The sequence below is a fragment of the Luteitalea sp. TBR-22 genome, from assembly GCF_016865485.1.
Classification (GTDB): Bacteria; Acidobacteriota; Vicinamibacteria; order Vicinamibacterales; family Vicinamibacteraceae; genus Luteitalea.
In genome coordinates this window covers 5574979-5594673 of record NZ_AP024452.1, presented here as the reverse complement: position 1 = coordinate 5594673, position 19695 = coordinate 5574979, and the positions used below count along the sequence as shown (strand labels likewise).

At 71.6% G+C, this 19695-nt stretch carries 15 protein-coding genes; 5 read left to right on the top strand and 10 right to left on the bottom strand.

Translation table 11 applies throughout. The features are described 5' to 3' along the window. Positions 1–73 precede the first annotated feature (73 nt). From TBR22_RS23040 to TBR22_RS23030, 3 genes are all read left to right on the top strand, one after another. Complete coding sequence (locus tag TBR22_RS23040) at positions 74–790, top strand: N-acetylmannosamine-6-phosphate 2-epimerase (protein ID WP_239490185.1); 717 nt, start codon at positions 74–76, stop codon at positions 788–790. Between the two features lie 196 nt (positions 791–986). Next, entirely contained in the window at positions 987–1535 is a 549-nt protein-coding gene (locus TBR22_RS23035; protein WP_239493520.1) for an RNase A-like domain-containing protein, read from the top strand. Next, positions 1532–1840: a contact-dependent growth inhibition system immunity protein gene (locus tag TBR22_RS23030; RefSeq protein WP_239490184.1), complete on the top strand. Its 309-nt coding sequence runs from the start codon at positions 1532–1534 to the stop codon at positions 1838–1840. Before TBR22_RS23035 ends, TBR22_RS23030 begins: the two co-directional genes overlap by 4 nt. A gap of 174 nt (positions 1841–2014) precedes the next feature. On the opposite strand, the gene TBR22_RS23025 is transcribed toward TBR22_RS23030, so the two are convergent. The 6 genes from TBR22_RS23025 to TBR22_RS23000 form a co-directional block, all read right to left on the bottom strand. Beyond that, positions 2015–3526 carry a sulfatase gene (locus tag TBR22_RS23025; RefSeq protein ID WP_239490183.1) on the bottom strand — a complete coding sequence of 504 codons (1512 nt, stop codon included), beginning with the start codon at positions 3524–3526 and terminating at the stop codon, positions 2015–2017. A 145-nt stretch (positions 3527–3671) separates the two neighbouring features. Further along, positions 3672–4766 carry a sugar phosphate isomerase/epimerase gene (locus tag TBR22_RS23020; protein ID WP_239490182.1) on the bottom strand — a complete coding sequence of 365 codons (1095 nt, stop codon included), beginning with the start codon at positions 4764–4766 and terminating at the stop codon, positions 3672–3674. Positions 4767–4824: 58 nt separating this feature from the next. Continuing rightward, positions 4825–6069: a hypothetical protein gene (locus tag TBR22_RS23015; protein ID WP_239490181.1), complete on the bottom strand. Its 1245-nt coding sequence runs from the start codon at positions 6067–6069 to the stop codon at positions 4825–4827. Then, positions 6066–7013 (bottom strand): VWA domain-containing protein, encoded by a 948-nt coding sequence (locus TBR22_RS23010; RefSeq protein WP_239490180.1) that lies wholly within the window; start codon positions 7011–7013, stop codon positions 6066–6068. The genes TBR22_RS23015 and TBR22_RS23010 overlap by 4 nt, the downstream gene beginning before the upstream one ends. A gap of 256 nt (positions 7014–7269) precedes the next feature. After that, the gene (locus TBR22_RS23005; protein ID WP_239490179.1) at positions 7270–8220 is read right to left on the bottom strand and encodes a VWA domain-containing protein; all 951 of its coding nucleotides are present in this window, start codon (positions 8218–8220) and stop codon (positions 7270–7272) included. Further along, positions 8217–9302, bottom strand: a complete 1086-nt coding sequence (locus TBR22_RS23000; RefSeq protein ID WP_239490178.1) for a tetratricopeptide repeat protein — start codon at positions 9300–9302, stop codon at positions 8217–8219. The genes TBR22_RS23005 and TBR22_RS23000 overlap by 4 nt, the downstream gene beginning before the upstream one ends. 164 nt (positions 9303–9466) lie before the next feature. Here TBR22_RS23000 and TBR22_RS22995 point away from each other — a divergent pair, with 164 nt between their 5' ends. Both TBR22_RS22995 and TBR22_RS22990 read left to right on the top strand, forming a co-directional pair. Next, complete coding sequence (locus TBR22_RS22995; protein WP_239490177.1) at positions 9467–13711, top strand: NAD-glutamate dehydrogenase domain-containing protein; 4245 nt, start codon at positions 9467–9469, stop codon at positions 13709–13711. Between the two features lie 186 nt (positions 13712–13897). Beyond that, positions 13898–15154, top strand: coding sequence for a polysaccharide pyruvyl transferase family protein (locus TBR22_RS22990; RefSeq protein ID WP_239490176.1), 1257 nt, complete (start codon positions 13898–13900; stop codon positions 15152–15154). Between the two features lie 12 nt (positions 15155–15166). On the opposite strand, the gene TBR22_RS22985 is transcribed toward TBR22_RS22990, so the two are convergent. The 4 genes from TBR22_RS22985 to TBR22_RS22970 all read right to left on the bottom strand — a co-directional run bounded on the left by TBR22_RS22985 (position 15167) and on the right by TBR22_RS22970 (position 19610). Further along, positions 15167–16768: a M56 family metallopeptidase gene (locus TBR22_RS22985; protein WP_239490175.1), complete on the bottom strand. Its 1602-nt coding sequence runs from the start codon at positions 16766–16768 to the stop codon at positions 15167–15169. Next, a complete protein-coding gene (locus tag TBR22_RS22980) occupies positions 16765–17145 on the bottom strand; it encodes a BlaI/MecI/CopY family transcriptional regulator (protein WP_239490174.1) in 381 nt (126 codons plus the stop codon). The genes TBR22_RS22985 and TBR22_RS22980 overlap by 4 nt, the downstream gene beginning before the upstream one ends. A 141-nt stretch (positions 17146–17286) precedes the next feature. Continuing rightward, positions 17287–18903, bottom strand: a complete 1617-nt coding sequence (locus tag TBR22_RS22975; protein ID WP_239493519.1) for a stimulus-sensing domain-containing protein — start codon at positions 18901–18903, stop codon at positions 17287–17289. Beyond that, entirely contained in the window at positions 18903–19610 is a 708-nt protein-coding gene (locus tag TBR22_RS22970) for a response regulator transcription factor (RefSeq protein ID WP_239490173.1), read from the bottom strand. Before TBR22_RS22970 ends, TBR22_RS22975 begins: the two co-directional genes overlap by 1 nt. Positions 19611–19695 lie beyond the last annotated feature (85 nt).

The window sequence follows — 19695 nt, the reverse complement described above, 5'->3', positions numbered from 1 at the left end:
GAGCCTTGAGCCCCGAGCCTTGACCAATGTTCCTGAGCCCTGAGCCTGTAGCCAGCTACGTCGAGGATCGTTCGTGACCAACGCCCATGCCCAGCAACTGATCGCCCACCTGCGCAACCGCCTGATCGTCTCGTGCCAGGCGCCTGCCGAGTCGCCCCTTCACGATCCGTACGTGATTGCGCGGCTGGCGCTGGCGGCAGAGCGGCACGGCGCCGGCGGCGTCCGGATCGATTCGCCGAGCCACGTGGCGGCCACACGCGCGCTCGTGAGCGTGCCGATCATCGGCATCCACAAGCAGGTGCACGACGGCTCTTCGGTGTACATCACGCCGACCTGCAGCGCCGCGGCCGGCGTGATCGAGGCCGGCGCCGACATCATCGCGGTCGACGCGACGCAGCGGCACCGGCCGCACGGCGAGCGCCTGGCCGACATCATCGGCATCATCCGCGCCCACGGTCGCCTCGTGATGGCCGACGTGGCCACCGAAGCGCAGGGCCTGGCGGCGGCCGACCTCGGGGTCGATCTCATCGCCACGACGCTCTCCGGGTACACCGAGGACAGCGTGCGACACCCGGGTCCCGACCTCACGCTGGTGGAGCGGCTCGCGACGGGCACCCGGCTGCCGGTCATCGCCGAGGGACGCCTTCGCACCGCCAACGACGTGCGCCAGGCGTTCCGCGCCGGGGCCTACGCCGTGGTGGTCGGCGGCGCGATCACCGGCATCGATGCGATGGTGGAGCATTTCGTCCAGGCCACGCCGTCCGCACTGGCCGAGACGCGCGATGCGTAGTCGGCCGGGCACCGGGTTGCTGGCACCGGGCACCGGGCAGGCCACAGACCGCAGGGTGCGGACCGCGGATCGGGATTGGCGGATCGGGACCAACGCCTGGACCACGGCCTTTCCTGATGTAGCTGTCGAGCGTGCTCGACGGTCAGGGCACCACAGGGGAGGTACCCGGGCCGTCTTCGGCGCGCTGTTGCTCATCGTGCTGTCGCTGGCCGGCGCGTGCTCGTCGCAACCCTCGTCGCCACCCGCGCCGGCGACGCCGCCGGTGGCAAGCGTGCCGCGCGGCGACGGCGCCGCGCCACCACAGGAACGCACGGCTCCGCGAGCCGTCGAACCGCGCAGCGGCGTGCAGCCCGAGGCCGCCTGGACGGTCGATCTCGAGCGCGACGAGCAGCGTGGCGGCCACACGCTGGCCCGCCACGTCGGCCGCACTGATGCGCAGCTGAAGGCCCGGCTCGCCCGTGAGTCGATTTCAGCGGCCTCGACCTACTTCGATCGGGAGACCGCCGAGCGGATCATCGCGCGCGCCCTGGCCGACAACGAGGCGCGTGTCCGGCGCTGGATCGACAAGCGCGGCGCGCGATCGAACCTCGCGATCCGCTACCGCGCCCGCGACGGCTTGCCGACCGGTCGCGTGTTGCGCCGCGGCGCCGAGGCATCGGAGGCGACAGAGGGGGCGGTGGTGGTGCTGCGCTGGCGGGGCGAGGACTGGTACGTGCTGACGTCGTACCCGGAGGACGTGCGATGAGCCTGAAGGGGCCGATGGAGTGGGAACAGCTCGCGTCGCTGTGCGGCGGCCACCTGCACCAGGATTTCGTCGCCGAGCACGGCTCGGCCCAGAAGGCGGTGCAGGCCTGGCTGGCCGAGGCGAGCCGCGACGACGCGATGGAGTTGTCGTCGGAGTGGCGCTCGTTCCTCAACGTGACGCACGGCATGAGCCTGGAGGCGCGCGCCGCGGCGCTGCGCGAGCTGGCCGGCGGGTCATGGGCGCCGGCCAACGAGCTCGAGTTCGAGGTGGTGTCGGCGCTGCTGCTGAACGCCTGGCGCGCCTGACGCCCTACGCCTGACGCCTGACGTTGGATCCTGTAGCTGCCGGCCTTGGCCGGCAGTCAGCGAAGCGCGCGGCTACGCTGACGTGCGCCACCCGCGAGATCCCTGCTCAGTCTGCTTTCTGAGCCCTGAGCCCTGAGCCCTGAGCCCTGAGCCCTGAGCCGCAAGCCGTAAGTCCTACGGCTTCCTGATCAACGCGTCGGGAAACGGCGCGGCTGGCGAGCCCGCCGGGTTGCGCAGGCGGCTCTGGCCCATGCGCGGCATGTAGAGCGGGATCTTCAGGCCGCCGGTCTTCTCGAGCATCCCGAACAGCTCGGCGCGCATCGCCTGGATCGTCTTCTGGTGCGCGGGATCCTCGGCCAGGTTGTGCGCTTCCTGCGGGTCGGCCTGCAGGTCGAAGAACATGTCGACGTCCCAGACGCCGTGCGTGAAGACGTACTTGTAGCGCTCGCCGCGCAGCGCGAACTGCGTCGGCGTCTGCGGGAAGCTCCATTCCCAGTAGTACTCGTAGAGCAGCGACGTCCGCCACGGCGCCTTCGCGTCGCGCAGGATCGGCAGCATGCTCTCGCCCTGCATGTGCGTCGGTCGCGCCGCCCCCGCGAGGTCGAGCATCGTCGGGGCGATGTCGATGTTGGCCACCACGCGGTCGATCTGCTGGCCCGGCTTGACGAGGCCGGGCGCGTACACCAGCATCGGCACGCGCATCGACCAATCGAACGCCGTGCGCTTGTCGATCAGGCCGTGCTCGCCGAACGCGAAGCCGTTGTCGCCCATGTAGATGACCAGCGTGTTCTCCATCTGGCCGGTCTTCTTCAGCCAGTCGAGCACGCGGCCGACACTGTCGTCCACGGCGCGCAACGTCTCCATGTAGCGGCGGTAGTACTCGGCGACATCGAGCGTCGAGTGGTACGGGAACTCCACCCCATGCCAGCTGTTGCGTTGGTTGCGCACCCACGTCGGGAACCGCCCCGACACGGCGGCCTCCGGGGACATCGTCGCCGGGGCAGGCACCGGCACGTCCTTCAGCGACCCCTTGTGGCGGTCGGCGGGCACGAATTCGGCGTGCACGCCCTTGTGCGAGAGATACAGGAAGAACGGCTTGTCGCGCGAGGTCTGCTCGAGCCACTGCACCGCGTAGTCGGTGAGTTCGTCGGTGATGTAGCCCTTCTGCGGCACGCGGGTGCCGTCGACGTTGAGCATCGTGGCGCCGGCGCGCGGCAGGTACTCGCCCTGGCCACGGAAGCTCACCCAGCGGTCGAACCCGGGCTGCGGCTTGTCGTCCTCGTTGCCGATGTGCCACTTGCCGACGAGCGCCGTCTGGTAGCCGGCGGCCTTCAGCAACTGGCCGACGTTGGGGAGCGCCGGCGGGATCGGCGTGAAGTTGTCCACCACGCCGTGCGTGTGCGCGTAGGTGCCGGTGAGGATCGAGGCGCGCGACGGCGAGCAGAGCGCGGTCGTCACGAAGGCGTTGCGCATGTGCGCGCCGCCCCTGGCGAGCGTGTCCATGTTCGGCGTCCGCGCCAGCGGGTGGTTGATCACGCCGAGCGCGTCGTAGCGATGGTCGTCGGTGAGGATGAAGACGATGTTGCGCGGCTTGCTCGCCTGCGCCCGCGCGAGTGGGGCGCTCAGGAGCAACGCAACAACCGCAGCCAACCACACCCACCTACCCATCCGGCCGATCCGTGCCATCCGTCCTCCATCACTCACGAGATGTAGGCGTCGGCCTTGGCCGACGGTCAGTGCTGATTCGCTGAGCGTCGGGCGAGCCCGACGCCTACACGATGCTGTTCGTAAGCCGTAAGCCGTAAGCCGTAAGCCCGAGCCCGTCGTCGGCCTACCCCTGGCTGATCTTCGCCACCCGCAGGCCGAGGCCGAGTGTCTTGCAATACGCCAGGCTGCGCTCGAGCTCGCGGCGCTGCTCGAGCGGGTCGTTCGGCTTGCTCGTCGTGGTCGCCATCGGCGCCTTGCGCCGCATGATCCGCAGGAAGCGCGCGAGGCTCTGGCCCTCGAGCCGCGGCCACGCGGCCCAGAACGCGTCGTCGAGGAACGGGATGTCGCGGCCGACGCCGGAGATCGTCTCGATGTGCACCGGGATGCCGGGACACAGCTCCGCGAAGCGCGGCATGAAGCGCGCGAAGTCGACCTGCCCATCGCCCATCGCGGTCCACTTGACGCGGCAGCCGGTGGGGATCTCGGTGACCACGCCATCGCGGAGGCTGGTCGTCACGATGTAGGGGGCGAGGGCCTCGAGGGCGTCGAGCGGGTTCTCGAGGGTCCAGAGCGAGTTGCCCGAGTCGTAGTTCACGCCCACGAAGTCGCGGCCCGCCATCTCGACGAGCGCGGCGAGCTCGTCGGCGCGCATGTCGCCGGCGTGGTTCTCGACGGCGATCTTCACGCCGGCATCGAGCGCCTGCGACCGCCCGCCCTTGAGCACGGCCACCAGGCTGTCCATGTGGCGGCCGATGCCACCGGGCGTCAGCCGGTCCTCCCACGTGCCGAGCACGACGCGCGCGACGGGCGAGCCCACCTGCTGCGCCACCCGGATCACCTTCGCCAGCTGCTCCTGCGCCGTGCCGTTGGCCGGGCGGAACGCCTTGCTGGTGGGGCATACGCTCCACGTGCCGACGTGGATGGTGAGGCTACGGGCGGCCGCGTCCTCGCGCAGCTTCTTCAGCGCCGCGTCCTCGAGGGACTCGAAGGCGTCGAGGTCGCTGATGAACACCGAGTCGGCGCCGACCGTCGTCGCGTACTCCAGCAGCCGCGTCGCCTTCCAGTTGCTGGCGCGGACGGCGAAGTTGTCCAAGCCGAGGGGGACCGGCCTGGGAAGGCTGGCGGGCGCCTTCGCGGTGCCCTGGCCGTGCACGGTGGCGACGGCGACCGCGGCGGCGGCGGTGGAGAGAAAGGCGCGGCGGGAGGTCGGGACTGACACGGGAAGGCTCCAGGGGGAGTAAGGGCGCGCCCGTCAGTCTACGCGGGTCGCAGGCATTTCATCCGCCATTTTTCGGCGGCCCGACGACCGCCGCCCGCAGCCGCATGATCACGGCACCGGGATCCAGGCGCTTCCCGTTCAGGTAGGCGTTCCACGCGGTCGTCGTCGATGGCGCCATCGTTCCCGACTCCAGGTGACGCGTGAGTGCCGTGCCTGACGACTCGCCGCGGCGTACGGCGAGCCCCATGAGCGCGATGAGGGCATGCGGGCGCACGGTCGGTGCGCTCGACGCCTGCGCGTACGCGCGGTCGGCCTCGGCCAGCCGCCCCGCCTGCTCGTGCGCCTCCCCGGTGAACAGCGCGGCCAGGCCGCACGCCGTGTCGGCGCACGGTACCCGCACCAGCGGCGACAGCCGCTCAATCGCATCGTCGGCACGGTCACGTTCGAGGGCCACGCGTCCCCAGTGCAGGCGTGCCTCCTCGTGTGCGGGATCGCGCCTGACCGCCTCCGCGAACAGGCCGTCGGCCGTGCCCAGCCAGCGCCGCAGCCAACGTCCGCGTGCGCCCTGCGTCGCCGCGTTCACCGGTTCGCCGCCGATCAGGTCCACCTCGGGCACCGGCCTGCCTGACGGCGCGAGGCGCGACATGTACTCGGCGCGCAGGCCGCGTATGGCGTGGAACTCCGCCCGGATCTCCTCGTCGACGCCTTCGAGCGACGTCCGGCCAACCACCGCATCGAAATCGGTCCGCCTCGCCTCGTGCAGGAACTGCAGGTACGTCACGAGCCACCAGCCGCGGTAGGTCGCCAGCTGCCGCCGATCGGCGGGCTCCTGGAGATGCGCCTGCGTGACCCGCGCGAGCCTGGTGTCGGCGGCGCGTGTGACCTCCTCCCATGCCGTCGCTTCCGCCTTCGCCACGCGCGTCTCCAGCAGGACCTGGAGTGCCAGGGAGGCAAGCGCCTGCGTGCGGCGAACCCCCTGCCTGCGCGCATGGAGGCTGCGGTCGGGCGCCATGCCTGCCGAGGGCGCGGTCGGATAGGCGGGTGCCTCCTCATCGCCTGCTCCCCATGCGGTCAGCAGGCGCGCGACCCTGGCGCGCACCTCCGCGGCGGGCAGGCGCGACGCGCCGATGACACCGGCTTCATCACCGGCGAGCCATGCGTCTACAGCCGCGGTCAGGTCGACGGCCGGCGCCTGTCCGATGCGGGCCGCAGGTGTGGTCAGCCCGAGCCCGACCGACACGGCCAGCCACGCCGCCGCCATGGTCCCGAGTCGACGATGCCCGCGCGCTTCGCCGTGCATCATGGCTGCCTCGCCATGTAGCCCTCGCGCGCCACGACGGCGCCGGGGCGGCTCCGCAGGCGGACCTCCAGGCGGTGCCAGCCGTCGTCGGTCCTGACGCCGGTCGGCGTGTACGAGATCAGGTAACGCTGCCGGTAGCTCGCGAGGATGCGTGCGAAGGTGTCGGCAAGTCGGTCGCCGCGCCCGATGCGCAGGAAGGCGCCCCCGGTCGTGTCGGCCACCCGCTCGAGCAGCAGCCGCGTGTCGGAAGGTGCGGGAGCCGTCCACGTCCACTTGTAGAAGTAGGTCGACTCCCGCGTCGGGACTCCGTCGCGTGGCAGGCCCGCGCCCACCGGGAACACCACCACGTTCGTGCGTCGGAGGATGTCGAAGACACGCGGCGTGCTGCTCCAGCTCCCCGTGTCGTGGCCGTCGGTGAACAGCAGGAACACGCAGGGGCGCTCGTCGGCGCGCGCCAGCACGCTGCCCACCACCAGCGCATCGTGCAGCGAGGTCGAGCCGGCGGCCGCCAAGTCGCCGATGCGTGCGTCCAGCCCGGCCTGCGGCTGCGCCACCCGCGCCAGGATCCGCACCTGGTCGGCGAACGTGAACACGGACACGCGATCGCGCGGCGTCAACGTCGCCAGGACGGCGGCGACGCCAGCCCTGAGCTGCGCCAGCGTCTCGCCGTCCACGCTGGCGCTGACGTCGAGGCCGACGACGACGTGAGCGCTGTCGGTCGTGCCGATGGCATCGACCTGTTGCTCGACGCCGTTGTCGCGCACCACGAAGTCCCGAGCGGTCAGGCCAGTGACGGGCTGCTGGTCGCGGTGCGCGAAGGCGTCGATCCTCACGACATCGACCGACGCACGGAACGTGGACTCCTGTGCGCGTGGCGCTTGCGGACACACCGCCGCTGCCGAGAGCGCGACGATGAGCGAGAGCCGACGCATGAGCTCGAGAGGCATCGCCGTCCCCGTGCGCCGCAGTCTACTCCGTTGCCGAAGCGAGACGGCCTTCGTCATTCGGCCGTCGGCCTTCGTTCGTCATGCGTCATGCGTCATGCGGCGTTCAGGACTCGCCGATGTGCGCCTGCGGCGCGCGGCGAGTTCGGCGTTGGACGTTCCGGTGCCCGGTGCCCGGTGCCCGGTGCCCGGTGCCCGATTCCCGACTCCCGACTCCCGACTCCCGACGTCCCGACTCCCGACTCCCGACTCCCGATCCCTACCGCGCCACGTATCCCTCTCGCGCCACGACGGTGCCTGGGCGCCCGCGCAGGCGCACCTCCAGCTTGTGGAAGCCCGGCGCCGTCGTCGCCGGCGTGTAGGTCAGCAGGTAGCGCTGGCGGTACTGCCCGAGGATGCCCTGGAAGGTCTCCGAGAGCTTCGCGTCCTTCTCCACGCGCAGGAACTCGCCGCCGGTCACCTCGGCTGCCGACTGCAGCAAACGCAGGCCATCGCCCGGCGTCGCGGCCATCCACGGCTGCCGCGTCAGCGCGTCGGCAAACGGCGCCGACGTCATCGCCACCGGCAGGCCCGCGCCGACGGGAAAGACGACGACGTTGGTGCGGCGCAGGACGTCGAGCGCGCGTGCGGCGGAGGTCCAGCTGGTCGTGTCCTGGCCGTCGGTGAACAGCAGGAACACGGACGGCCGCTGGTCGGCGTGCGACAGCGCCGCGCCGAGCACGATCGCGTCCTGCAGCGGCGTGGCGCCGCCGGCCGCAAACCGCGCGAGTGTCGTCTCGATGTCGCCGCCGGGCGTCGCCGCCCGGATCAGCAGGCGCAACCGGTCCGAGAACGTGAACAACGACACCCGGTCCTGCGCGGTCAGTTGCGCCGCCAGCGTGCGCACGGCCGCCTTGAGCCGTTCGAGCGTCGGACCGTCGACGCTGCCGCTCAGGTCGAGGCCGATGATGACGTGCGCGCTGTCGGTCGTGCCGAGCGAGTCGACGGGCTGCTCGACGCCGTTGTCGCGGACCACGAAGTCCCGGGCCGTCAGACCGGGGATCGGCTTGCGATCGCGATGCGCGTACGCATCGATGGTCACCACGTCGACCGACGCGCGGAAGGTCGGTTGGTCCTGCGCGCGCGCCACGCCTGCACCCGCGCCAGCCGCGAGGGCCGTGAGCACGGCTCGCGCCGCGAGGCGATGCACGGCTCCCGTGCTGCGGCTCATGGCAACACCCCGGTCAGCAGGTGGACGAGCACGAGGTCGGCCTGCGCGAGGCGCCCGCCGATGTACTGGCTCCACGCGTCGGCGGGCTGCCGGGGCGCGAGGGCTGCCGGGCTGGCGAACTGCCGCGTGAGGTCGTAGGCGCCGCCCGCCTGCCCGCGGCGCATCGACGACTGCATCATCGCCACCAGCGCCGTCTGCCGCACGGCGGCGACGGCCGATGCCTTCGCGTAGAACCCCGCGGCGCGATCGGGTTGCTTGCGCGCCTCGGCGACCTCGCCCATGAACAGGTGCGCCAGGCCGCAGATCGCGTCGCGGCACGGTTGCTCGAGCAGCGGCGCGAGCACGCGCTCGGCCTCGTCGTGGCGCTCACGCTCGAATGCCAGGCGTCCGAGGTGCAGCACTGCCTCGCGGTCCTCGGGACGCGCGTCGAGGGCCTTCTGGAAGTGCCGGCCGGCCTCCTCGAAGGCGATCAGCATGCCGGGGACGCGCGAGGTCGGCGGCAGGCGGCGCTGGCTCATCGCCACCGAGGCCGACGGCGCCTCGTCGGCGAGCCGGGCCCGGGTCTCGATCGCCACGCCGCGCAGCAGTGAGAGTGCCGCGACGCCGTCGGCGCCGGCCGGGGGGCGGGTGTTCTTCTGCTCGCGCTGGAAGTCGAGGAACCGGCTCGCCCCGACGAGGTACTGCAGCCACGCCAGGCGCGCCCACTCACGGAATGCCCGCACGCTGACCGCCCGGGCCTCCTCGCCCTCGTCGAACGGGTCCAACCGGTCGATCGCATCGCGCGCGGCGTCCTCGAGCGCGGTCTCGTGGGTGGCCGACATCGACCGGCCCGACACGATCAGCACCTCGAGGGGCAGCAGCGCCGACGCCTCGAGCCGCCTGATCACCAACCGGCGGACGTCGTCGCCGGACCCTGGCGGGATGCGCCACGACTGGTACGCGTCGCGGGCCCCTTGCGTGACCTCCCGGGCCGGCGCCTGGAGCAGCACCTGGCCTGCCCCGGCACGATCCCCGGCCAGGTACCGATCGACGGCCGCTTCCCAGGCCACGCCGGCCGCCCGCGCCGGGACCGCGCCCGCCACGGCGACGAGCCAGAGCGCGCCCAGAACGGCGGCGCGCGACCGCCGTCGGCGGGGCGGCGTCGCATCGATAACGACCCCGCGATGCGAGCATCCCACCCCGGCTTGTCTCCCCTCAGGGAGCGCGATAGCATGAGCGATTGTTATAGGGGCCATCAGCAAACGTCATGATCACAGCCGACCCGACCAAGCGAGCCCAGATCCTCGATGAGGTGCAACGCATCGTCGCCGACACGGCGCCCGAGGGCGACCGTGACCTGCGCCGCGCCTTCGCCGGCGTGGTGCTGGCCGAGATGCCCGACAGCGTGGTGTTCCGCCTCCCGGCGGCGGCCCTGGCGGCGCGCCTCGGAGAGTACTTCAGGTTCGTCGCGCACACGATGCCGCCCGACGTGCAGCTGTATCGAGGCCTCCCGGGCCTGCACGTGGCGGTCCGCAACTGCGACGACGCGGAAGACCGGGCGATGGCGGGCCACGACGGCGGGCCGCACGAGGTGACGATCGTCGAGACCCACACGCCCGACGCGCCGTTCATCTTCGAGAGCCTCACCAACTTCTTCAAGAACGAGGGGCTGCGCGTCTTCTCCGCGATCCACCCGCGCCTGACGGTGCGCCGGCAGTGGGAGCGGGTGGTGCATGTCGGCCCGCACGGCGAGGAGGGCTCGCAGGAGCTGTTCTGCCAGTTCCGCATCGAGCGCATCGAGCGCACCGAGCGGATGCGGCGCCTCGAGCACCAGATCTTCAGCCTCCTCAAGAGCGTGTTCCTCGCGGTCGGCGACTTCGCGGCGATGAAGGCGGCGGTCGGCGCGGCGGCCGGTCGCCTGCGCGGGCGCGACGGCGACGCCCCGGCCGCGGAGGCCTCCGCGCGGCTCCTGCAATGGCTCGTCGACGACAACTTCGTGCTGATGGGCGTGATGCGCTACGTGCCCGGCGCCGACGGCGACCTGCAGCCCCAGGACGACAGCGCGCTCGGCGCGTTCCGCGACCCCTCGCTGCTCGAGACGGTGTTCCCGGGCCTGCCGGCCGACATCACGCGCAACCTCGCGCCGGCCGCCGACGACCCCCGGACCATCGACGTCGACTACTGCGTCAACGGCCGCGCCATCCACCACCTCGGTCCGCTCGAGGACGTGTTCGTGCGCGAGTGGACGCCCGAGGGCGCCCTCGCCGGCATGACGCTGCTCATCGGCCGCTTCGCCAAGAGCGCGTTCGCGAGCAAGGCCGCCGACATCCCGGTGCTGGACGGCAAGCTCACCTACATCCTCGACGGCCTGCACGTCACGCCGAACTCGCACGCCTGGCGCGAGGCGCGCGCCATCTTCAACCACTTCCCGAAGCGCGAGCTGTTCTACGCCCGGCGCGAGGACCTCTGCACGATCGTCGAGCAGATGGTCAACATGGTCGGCGACGACGAGATCGCCGTCGGCGTGCGGCAGGGCACCGGCTATGCGGCGGTGACGGTCGGCTTCTCCGACGTGCGGTACTCGCCGAAGGCCGAGGCGACGCTGCGCGCGTCGCTGCAGGAGGCCTTCGGGCCGATCCTGTTCAGCGAGTGGGCCGACCTGGGCACCAAGGCGGTGATCGTCTTCTACTTCGACACCGCGGAGATGGAAGCGCCGATCGACGTGGAGACGGTGCGTACGCTGACGCGGCAGGGCCTGACCACGTGGGAGGACCAGGCGGCGATCGAGCTCGAGCGGGCATACGGCACGCTCGAGGGCCGGCGGCTGTTCAACAAGTACGTGCGGCTCGAGAGCCGCAGCGGCCTGTACCGCGAGTCCACGACCCCGCAGGAGGTACCGGCCGATCTCGCCCGCCTCGAGGCGCTCGAGGGTCGGCTCGAGATGAACGTCCTGCCCGAGCACGCCGAGCAGGTCACCATCAAGCTGTTCGCGCCCAAGCCGCTCGGCCTGACGGCCACGCTGCGCACGCTGCAGAACCTCGGGCTGCCGGTCGTCGACGAGCTGTCGCTGCCGCTCATCCTGCCCGAGAACCGCACCGGCTTCGTGGAGCGGCTGCGGATCCAGGCGTCGCCCAGGGTGATCGCCTCGGTGGTCAACGCGCCGGACCGGTTGCTCGACGCGCTCCGCGCGCTGCACGAGAAGCGCGCCACCGACGACGCGCTCAACAGCCTCATCACCAGCGAGGGGCTGACGTGGCGGCAGGTGGAGGTGCTGCGCACGCTGCGCAACCACCTGATCCAGATCCGCCCCAACTACAACGCCGACACGATCACGAGCGTGATGGTCCGCAACGGCGCCGCCGCCGCGGCCCTGTTCCGGCTGTTCGACGCGCGCTTCAACCCCGTCGTCGACGGCGATCGCGACGCGGCGGTCGATCAGGCAGACGGCGCGCTGCGCAAGGCACTGCAGCAGGTCGGGAGCCTGCTCGACGACGAGATCCTGCGCGGCGTCGAGAACCTGCTGCTCGCGGTCGTGCGCACCAACGCGTACCAGACGCCCGAGCGTCCCGTGGTGTCGATGAAGGTCGAGTGCGCGAAGGTGGCCGGCATGGTGTCGCCGCGCCCGCTGTACGAGATCTACGTGCACTCGCCGCACCTCGAGGGCATCCACCTGCGCGGCGGCAAGGTCGCCCGCGGCGGCCTGCGCTGGAGCGACCGCCACGACGACTTCCGCACCGAGGTCCTCGGCCTGATGAAGACGCAGATGGTCAAGAACTCGATCATCGTGCCCGTCGGGTCCAAGGGCGGCTTCGTGCTCAAGGGCCAGCTGCCGCAGCGGCCGGCGCTCGACCAGTACCTGATCGATCGCTACCGCCAGTTCATCTCCGGGCTGCTCGACATCACCGACAACATCGTCGACGGGCAGGTCGTGCATCCGCCGGACGTCGTCCGGTACGACCAGCCGGATCCGTACCTGGTCGTCGCCGCCGACAAGGGCACGGCGCACCTCTCCGACACGGCCAACTCCGTGTCGGCGCAGTACGGCTTCTGGCTGGGCGATGCGTTCGCGTCGGGCGGATCGAACGGCTACGACCACAAGGTCGAGGGCATCACCGCGCGTGGCGCCTGGGAGTGCGTGCTGCACCACTTCCGCAACATGGGCCAGGACATCCAGGTCGAGCCGTTCACGATGATCGGCATCGGTGACATGTCGGGCGACGTGTTCGGCAACGGCGCGCTGCGCAGCCGCGTGACGAAGCTGGTGGCGGCGTTCAACCACGCGCACATCTTCGTCGACCCCGATCCCGACATGGAGAAGACGTTCGCCGAGCGCGAGCGCCTCTTCAAGCTGCCACGCTCGACGTGGCGCGACTACGACACGTCGCTGATCAGCGAGGGCGGCGGCATCTTCGACCGCTCGGCCAAGGCGATTCCGGTGTCGCCGCAGATGAAGGCGCTGTTCGGCATCGAGCAGGACGAGGTGACCGGCGAGGAGATGATCCGCCGGCTGCTGACGGCGAAGGTCGACCTGCTCTACAACGGCGGCATCGGCACCTACGTGAAGGCGAGCACCGAGGACGACTCCGAGGTCGGCGATCGCGCCAACGACCGCGTGCGCGTCGACGCCCGCGACGTGCAGGCGCGCGTCATCGGCGAGGGCGGCAACCTCGGGATGACGCAGAAGGCGCGCATCGAGTACTGGGAACGCGGCGGCCTGTGCAACACCGACGCGATCGACAACTCGGGCGGCGTCGACATGTCCGACCACGAGGTCAACCTCAAGATCCTGCTCGACATCCTGGTACGCGAGAAGGTGATCGCCAGCAAGGAGGCGCGCAACGTCGTCCTCAAGCAGATGACCGACGACGTGTCCGAGCTGGTGCTCGACGACAACCGGAACCAGGCGCGCGCCATCACGCTCGACAGCGTGCGAAGCGTCGTCGAGTACGAGACGTTCGTCGAGGTCATCGAGCAGATGATCGTCAACCGCGTCTTCAGCCGCGAGGACCAGGCCATCCCGAGCCGGGAGAGCCTGCTGGCCAGCCCGCTGCGCGTGCGGGGCCTGCCACGCCCCCTGCTCGCCGTGGTGCTGGGGCAGGCGAAGATGCACGCCTACGACGTCGTGCTCGCGTCGAGCTTCCCGGACTCGCCGGCCGGCCTGCCCCTGCTGCGCCGCTACTTCCCGGCGCTGATGCAGGAGCGGTACGCCGACACGTTCGGCAAGCATCCGCTCAAGCGCGAGATCATCGCGACGGTGGCGATCAACCACGTGATCAACCACGCCGGCATCACGTTCCTGCCGACGATGGCCGAGCGCACCGGCGCCGACTTCGGCGCCATCGTGCAGGCCTACATCGAGGCCGACCATTCCACCGGGGCGTCGACGCGGCGCGCCGAGGTGATCGCGGCGGGGCTCCCGGCCGACGCCGAGCGGCGGCAGTTGCTGACCATCGAGCACCAGCTCGAGCAGACGGTCGTGGCCAGGCTCGGCACGGTCGAAGCCCGCGGCTGACCCGGGCGATCGTCTGCGTCACGGCGCACGGCACAAGGCTCACGGCTCAAGGCTCAGAAAGCTCTCTGAGCCCTGCGCCCTGGGCCCTGAGCCTGGTCCTGGGTCCTGAGCCCTCGATACTGAGCCCTCGATACTGAGCCGTTCGGCCGTGGGCTCCTGCCCGCTCACGCGGTAGCATGGGCGGCCATGAACAGCCGCCGCTCGTTCCTCGCCACCGCCGCGGCAGTGATCGCGGCTCGCCCGAGTGCCTGGGGACAGGCGCGGCCCCGCCGTATCGTCCTGCGATCCTCCTGGCAGACGATCAACATCGGCGACATCGCGCATACGCCGGGTGTGCTGCGCCTGCTGGAGCAGCACCTGCCCGGGGCCGAGGTGACGCTCTGGGCCTCGACGCTCGACGAGCCGGTGCGCGAGTTGCTGCGCCGGCGGTTCCCCCGGGTGCGCGTGCTCGAACTCGCCGAGCATGCCGATCCTGCCGGCACTCCCCTCGAGCCGGTGGTACGCGAGGCGGACCTGCTGATTCACGGGTCGGGCCCCAGCATCGTCGCCCCGGCGGCGCTGCGCCTGGCGCGGACGCTCGGCACGCCCTACGGGGTGTACGGGGTCACGCTCGACACGGTCGACGCGCCGCTGCAGGACCTGCTGTCGGGCGCCGCCTTCGTGTTCACGCGCGAGACGTCGTCACTCGAGTACGTGCGGTCGCTGGCCCTCCGTGCGCCCTCGCAGGCGTTCGCGCCCGACGGCACCTTCGCGCTCGACATCCGCGACGACGAGACGGCCGAAGCGTTCTGTCGTCGCCATGGCCTCGAGGCCGGGCGGTTCCTGTGCGTCGTGCCGCGGCTGCGGTACACGCCGTACCCCTGGGTCACCGAGGGAGCGGCGCGGGGCGAGGCCGAGCCGCGTCGGCGGCTGCAGGTGAACGATCAGTTCGCGGCAGCCGATCACGCCAAGCTCCGTGAGGTGATCGTCGCCTGGGTGCGCGGCGGACACGGCAAGGTGCTGGCCTGCCCGGAGATGACCTACCAGGTGCCGCTGCTGCGGCCCCTGCTGTTCGACGGGTTGCCCGGCGACGTGAAGAAGGCCGTGGTGGTGCGCGATCGGTACTGGCGCACCGACGAGGCCGCCTCGACGTACGCGCGCGCAGCGCTGGTGGTGAGCTGCGAGATGCACTCGCCGATCATCGCGCTGGCCAACGGCACGCCGGCCATCCACGTGCGCCAGCCGACCGACACGCGCAAGGGTCAGATGTGGCGCGACATCGGGCTGGGGGAGTGGTTGTTCGAGATCGACCAGGTGCAGGGCGAGGCGATTGCGACGCGCGCCCTGGCGATCGCCGCCGATCGGACGGCGGCCCGCGCCGTGGTCGAGCGGGCGATGGGCGTGGTGCACGAGCGGCAGCGCGACACGATGGGCGTCGTCGCTGCCGCAGTGCGCAAGGGATAGCGCTGCCGCCGCCTACTTCAGCGCGAACGCGATGGTGACGGTCATGTCGGTGGCCACCGGCCTGCCCTGCAGTACCGTTGGCGCGAACTTCCACTGTTCGACGGCCTCGATCGCGGCCGCGGTCAATCGCTCGTCCGGCGACGACACGACGCGTGTGTCGGTCACGTAGCCGTCGGCGCCGATGCGCGCCTCGAGGACGACCTGGCCGGCGACACCGGCCGCCTTCACCTCGTCGGCATAGACCGGCTTGACGTCCTTCAGCTTGCGTGGCGGCTCGAGCGGGCCGAACGCGGCGGTCGACTGCGGCGGCGCCGGACGGCTGAAGCTCGCGCCGGCCGGTGGTGGCGCCGGTGCGGCCGAGACCGTGATCTGCTCCCGCACCGTGCCGAGCGCGAGGGCGAAGTCGCGGCTCACCGTGTCTCCCGGGGCCACGTCGACGCGCGCCGTGAACGGCTTGAAGCCGGGCTGCTTGACCGAGGCGCGATAGGTGCCGGCGGGCAGTTGCGCAGCGAATGCTCCCTGACCGTCGGTGATCGCCTGCACCGTGGTGGCGCCGCTGAACGTCACCGTGACGCCGGCCAGTGGCGTGCCACCCGACGGCAGCACCGTGCCGGTGACGGTGCCAGTGCCCTGCGCGGAGAGCCCGGCGATGGCGGCAGTGAAGGCCCACACCAGGCCAGCGCCGAGCAGGCGGGCGTGACGGGGCGCGTGCGAGTGATCGAGGGTGGCGTCGAGCATGGCGGCGATTCTCCGTTCGAGGGCGGTGGGTTCGGCCATCGCCAGCGTGGCGACGGCGGCCGGAGGCCGGCTCGTTCGGGCGACGTCGAGCAGGGTGGAAGCGTAGGCACTGGCTGCCGCGCCGGTGGCCAGCACCGCATCGTCACAGGCGCGCTCGGCCTCGCGACGCGCATCGCGCACGGCGCGCCGCATCAGCGGGTGCCACGCGTGGACTGCGCCAGCCGCGGCCAGCAGCAGGTGCAGCGCCCAGTCTCGGCGGGCGATGTGCGCCAGCTCGTGCGCGAGTACGTGCTGCACGCGCTCGTCCGGCCAGGCGAGCGCCTCGGGTGGCAGGAGCACCCGCGGGCGACGCAGGCCCCACGTGACGACGGGCGCCCGGGCCGGGCCGACGCGCAACTCGACGGGGGCATCGACCCGCGCGCGGGCGCGTGCCGCCTCCAGGGACGCGATCCAGCGCGCGTCGGCGAGCGGCGCGCTGACCCGCGCCAGCGTGCGCAGGCGCCACACGTCGCGGGCGAGGCGCGCCAGGGCCAGCGTCGCCACGACGAGCCAGGCGGCCCCGAGCACGCGCGCGGCCGTCATCACGGGCAGCGCCGGTCGTGCGGTCGGCTCCCGCGCCGGCGCCGCAACTGTCGCCGCGGCGGTGGTGGTCACGACGATTCGCCCCTCGTCAGCCGACGAGGCCTGCGGTCCCACCACCGGGCCCCATGCCGGGGCCACGAGCGCGACGAGCGGCAGCAGGAGGGCGGCCACGACCGTCGTGGCCAGCACGGCGTGCCGCAGCGCGGCGGCCCGACCTCGCAGGGCCCGCGCGAGCATCAGGCCGGCCGCGAGCACCAGCGTCACCTTCAGCGCGAGCACCAGGATCGTCGTCATCGGCCCTCCTCCCGCGCCTTGTCCACGAGCTGCGCGATGCGATCGAGTTCCTCGTCGCTCAGCGACGCGGCGTCGCCGAGCAGCGCCGCCACCACCTGCTCGCGCGATCCGTCGAAGAACGTCTCCACCATGTGCCTGAGTGCCGATCGTCGCGCCGCATGGCGCGGCACCGCCGGCAGGTACACGTAACGCGTGCCGTCCACCTGGTGCCGGACGTGCCCCTTCTGCTCGAGCACGCGCAGTTGCGCTCGCACGGTGGAGTAGGAGCGATCGCTGCCGAGCTCCTCCATCACCTCGGCGGCGGTAGCGCGGCCACGTCGGTACAGGATGTCGAGAATCTCGCGTTCGCGGCGGGCGAGCGTCGGCGGCGGTGCCATGGCTGCTAGGAAAGTAGCACTGCTAGAAAAGTAGCACAAGGCATTTCTTCAGGGCTCAGGGCTCAGGGTTCGGACAGAAGGGAAGAGGCGAGGGGCGCGGAAGAGGCAAAGGCCGAAGGCCGCATGACGAAGGCCGGCACCTCACGCCCGCGGCAGGCGAACCTCGAACAGCGCGCCGCCGCCGCCGTCACGGGCGCGCGTGGTGATGCTGCCGCCGTAGGCGTCGACGATGGCCTTCACTATGGCGAGGCCGAGGCCGGCGTGTTCGTGTCGGCCGGTGTTGGCGCCCGGGCGATAGCTGAAGAAGCGCTCGAACACGCGGTCGCGGTGTTCCTCGGGGATGCCCGGACCGCGATCGCCCACCGTGAGGACCACCGCGCCGCCGTCTTCGCGTACGCCGATCACCACCGATCCGGGTGCCGGCGAGAACGCGATCGCATTGTCCACGAGGTTCTCCACCACCTGCGCGACGCGCTCCGGCTGGGCGCGCACCAGGGCGTCGCCCGGCCCGACGTCGAGCACCAGTGCCTGTGCCGGCGCCCGGTGGCGCACGAACTCGGACACCAGGCCGCTCACCGAGACCGGCCTCACCGCCTCGCGCTCGATCGCGCTGTCCACCCGCGCCAGGTCCCGCATGCCGACGACGAGCCGGTCCAGTCGCTCGACGTCGCGCGCCAGCAACTGCGCGAACCTCGCCCGCTCGTCGGGGTCGGTGGACTGGGCGAGCACGTCGACTGCCGTCCTGATCGACGCCAGCGGGTTGCGCACCTCGTGCGCCACGTCGCCTGCGAACGCCTCGAGCAGCGCCACGTGCGACTGCAGCCGGCGCGTCAGTTCCTCGAGTGCCCTCGCGAGGTCGCCCACCTCGTCACGCCGCTCGGTCCCCGGGAACGTGGTGGACATCGCGCGCTCGCCGCGCGCCAGCGACAGCGCCGATCGCCGCAGCCGCCTGATCGGGCGGACGATCGTCCATGTGAGCAGCGCACTGAGCAGCGCCGACAGTCCCAGCGTGCCGACGACGATGCGGAAGATGTGAAGGCGGACGGCGTACAGCGCCTGCAGGACGCGGAAGGTGGACTGCGACACCGTGACGGCCCCGACGCGCGTCGCGGGCGCCTCCGCGCCAATCGCCCCGAGCACTGGCAGCGCCACGGTGAGCGTGAGAGAGCGCTGGCCCGGCGTCGGTCGGGTCGCCGCGCCGTAGCGCCCGGCCAGCGCCGCGTCGACCTCGGGCAGGCGTCCGTCTGCGCCGTTGCCAGCGCTCGCCCCCGCCGGAGGCCTCGGCGACGCGATGTCGCGTAGCCACGCTCCGGCGCGCTGCCGCAGCCCCGCCAGCCAGGCGCCCAGCCGGTACAGCCAGAAGTCGCGGGTCGGCACCACCGCGTCGTAGGAGGCGGTCCGCGCCGGCTCGACGCGCGCCGCCAGCCGCGCCGAGTCGGCGACCAGCCGGCCCATCCTGTCGTACACACGCACGCGGGTATCGCCAGGGATCGTGCGGGCCAGCAGGGCCCGCGCACCGGCCTCGTCGAGTGTGGCGCCACCGCCGAGGGCACCGGCGACCAGGCGCGCCTCCTGCACCATCGCGCGCTCCTGCTCGTGCAGCAGCTCCTGTTCGTAGACGTCGAGGTAGAGGATGCCGGCCACCGGCATCACCACCGCCAGTACGTTGAACAGGAGCAGGCGGATGCCGATGCGCGAGAGCCGTGCCCGCAGCGTGCGGTGCGTCCGCAGCTCCCGTCCAGAGCCGGGCGTGTCCATCACGTGCGGTAGCGGTAGCCGGCGCCGTAGACCGCCTCGATCGCCTCGAAGCCGGGATCGACGAGGGCGAACTTGCGGCGGATCCGCTTGACGTGGCTGTCGATCGTCCTGTCGCTCACCGACACGCGATCGGGGTATGCGGCATCCATCAACTGGTCGCGCGTGCGCACGACGCCGGGCCGCCGCGCCAGGAACTGCACGAGCATGAACTCGGTGACGGTGAGCGGGACGGCCCGTCCGCGCCACTGGGCCGCCAGCCGCAGCCCGTCGAGCACGAGCGGGCCGGCGGTGATCGTGTCGGCGTCGGGCGTCTCGGCGGCGGCCGAGAGCGCGGCGCGACGCAGCAGCACCTTGATGCGCGCCATCAGCTCGCGCATCGAGAACGGCTTGCAGAGGTAGTCGTCGGCACCGATCTCGAGGCCGAGCACGCGGTCGAACTCGTCCTCTCGCGACGTGACGAAGATGATCGGCAGCACCTCGCTCCGCGCCCGCAGCCGCCGGCACAGCTCGAGGCCGTCCATCAGCGGCAGGCCGATGTCGAGAACGGCCAGGTCGGGTAGCGCGGCATCGAAGGCGCGCCATGCCGAGGCGCCATCCGGGTGCATCTCCACGCGGTGACCCTCGCGGCGCAGGGCGATGCCCACGGCCTCCCTGATGGTGTCCTCGTCCTCGACCACCGCCACCAACGCCGGCACCGGATCGGGCATGCCGTGACTGTAGCGCAGCAGGGTGCCAGCCCCACTGCCTTCCTTTGGCCACGATCTGCCTCGAGAGATCCCGGTGCCGCCCTCA